The sequence below is a fragment of the Arhodomonas sp. KWT genome (assembly GCF_010993615.1).
On record NZ_WNXE01000301.1, the window covers coordinates 1 to 2413 of the forward strand.

The window sequence follows — 2413 nt, forward strand, 5'->3', positions numbered from 1 at the left end:
CCGCCGGCGACCTGCCCACCACGCTCGGCATCCTCTGCCAGAACGTGGGCACCGCCGAGGCCGTCCACCGGGCGGCGGTCGAGGGCCGTGCGCTCACCCACCGCTACGTCACCGTCACCGGCGACGCGGTCGCCGACCCGCGGGTGGTGCTCGCCCCCCTGGGCGCACCGTTCTCCGACCTCCTCGCGGCGGCCGGCGGGGCGACGCCGGGGCTCGACCGGCTGATCATGGGCGGGCCGATGATGGGCTTCACCGTCGCCGACCCGGCGGTGCCTGTCGTGGCCGCCACCAACTGCATCCTCGCCGCCACCACGGCGCTGTGTCCGCCACCGCAGCCGGCGCTGCCGTGCATCCGCTGCGGCGCCTGCGCCGAGGCCTGCCCCGCCTCGCTCCAGCCCCAGCAGCTCTACTGGCACGCCCGTGGCGGCGAGGTCGACACCCTGGCGGCACTCGGCCTCGGCGACTGCATCGAGTGCGGCGCCTGCGCCTACGTCTGCCCCAGCCACATCCCGCTGATCCAGTATTTCCGCCACGGCAAGGCGGAGATGGCGGACGCCCGCCAGGCCCGGACCATCGCCGAGCGCGCCCGCGAGCGCTACGAGGCCCGTCAGGCACGGCTCGCCCGCGAGGCCGAGGAACGCCGCCAGCGCCGCGAGCAGAAGAAGGCACAGGCGCGCAGCGGCGGCGACGCCCGCAAGGCCGCGGTCGCGGCCGCCCTGGAGAAACGGCGCCGCCGCCGCGGAACGGCGGAATCCGACGGCGACGACGGGGACCGTTCATGACCCTGCGCCAGGCCGTCTCCCCGCACCTGCGCCCGCCGCGTACCGTCGGCGGCACGATGCGCCTGGTCCTCTGCGCGCTGGTCCCCGGCGTGCTCGGCCAGCTCTGGTTCTTCGGCGCCGGCGTGCTGTGGCAGATCGGCCTGGCGGTGGCCACCGCGGTGGCCACCGAGGCCGCCATGCTCCACCTGCGCGGCCGTCCACTGGCGCTGTTCCTCCGCGACTGGTCGGCGGTGGTCACCGCCGTGCTGCTGGCGGTGAGCCTGCCGGGGCTGGCGCCCTGGTGGGTGGCCATGCTGGGCACCGCCTTCGGCCTGGTGTTCGCCAAGCACCTGTACGGCGGCCTCGGTCACAACCCGTTCAATCCGGCGATGGTGGGCTACGTGGTGCTGCTGGTCGCCTTCCCTCGGCTGATGAGCCAGTGGCCGGCGCCGGCGGGGCTCGCCGGCGGCGCGCCCGGGCCCCTCACTGCCGCCCACGCCATCTTCGGCGGTGGGGTGGATGCGGTGACCGCGGCGACGCCGCTGGACGCCGTGCGCACCCAGCTCGGCCAGGCCCTGACCCTCCCGGAGATCCGCCAGGGACCGCTGTGGGGCGCGCTCGGCGGGCGGGGCTGGGCGGCGATCAACGGCCTGTACCTCGCCGGCGGCGCCGTGCTGGTCGCGACACGCACCGCCGACTGGCGCATCCCCGCCGGCGTGCTCGCCGGCATCGGCGTGCCCGCGGCCTTCCTCTGGGCTGTCGATCCCAGCCTCCACCCGGGGCTGTGGTTCCACTGGGCCAGCGGGGCAACCATGCTCGGCGCCTTCTTCATCGCCACCGACCCGGTATCCGCGGCGACCACGCCCCGGGGCCGGGTGATCTTCGGTGCCGGCATCGGCGTGCTGACCTGGCTGATCCGGACCTGGGGCGGCTATCCCGACGCCATCGCCTTCGCGGTGCTGCTGATGAACATGGCCGTGCCGCTGATCGACCGCTACACCCGGCCGCGGATCTACGGCCACCCCCGCGGGGACGGCCATGACTGAAGGCGCCACCCGGGGGACGGTCATCGCCGCCGCCGTGCTCACCGCCTGCGCGCTGGTGGGGGCGGCGCTGGTCGCCTTCACCCACCGGGAGACGGCCCCCGCGATCGCCGCCAACCGCGAGAGCGCGGTACGCGAGCGCCTCGCCGCGGTGCTGCCGCCCGGGCCCTTCGACCGCTCCCCGGCGCAGGCACCGCTGCGGGTGCGGGCGCCGGAGGCGCTGGGCAGCCGCGATCCCCTGCCGGTCTACCGGGCGGTGCGCGACGGCGAGGTCGTCGCCGTGGTCTTCACCGCCGTCGCCCCGGACGGCTACGGCGGTGCGATCCGGCTGCTGGTCGGCGTGCAGCGCGACGGCAGCATCACCGGGGTACGGGTGATCGCCCACCAGGAGACCCCCGGGCTCGGCGACGCCATCGAGGCGGACCGCTCCGGGTGGATCCGACAGTTCCAGGGCCGGCACTTCGGCACCACCCCGACGGAGGACTGGCGGGTCGCCGCCGACGGCGGCGCCTTCGACGCCATCACCGGCGCAACCATCACCTCGCGGGCGGTGACCGGCGCGGTGCGGCGGGCACTGGTATACTTCCGCGCGCATCGCGAGCGACTCCT

At 75.8% G+C, this 2413-nt stretch carries 3 protein-coding genes; all 3 read left to right on the top strand.

Going from position 1 to position 2413, the window contains the following annotated elements:
- On the top strand, positions 1-782 hold a 782-nt coding region (locus G7A99_RS18150), incomplete at its 5' end, for an SLBB domain-containing protein (protein ID WP_163142807.1).
- On the top strand, positions 779-1807 hold the full coding sequence (locus tag G7A99_RS18155) for an RnfABCDGE type electron transport complex subunit D (protein WP_163142810.1): 1029 nt from the start codon (positions 779-781) through the stop codon (positions 1805-1807). The genes G7A99_RS18150 and G7A99_RS18155, both read left to right, overlap by 4 nt.
- A partial coding sequence (rsxG, locus tag G7A99_RS18160; protein ID WP_163142814.1) for an electron transport complex subunit RsxG occupies positions 1800-2413 on the top strand: 614 nt, incomplete at its 3' end. The genes G7A99_RS18155 and rsxG, both read left to right, overlap by 8 nt.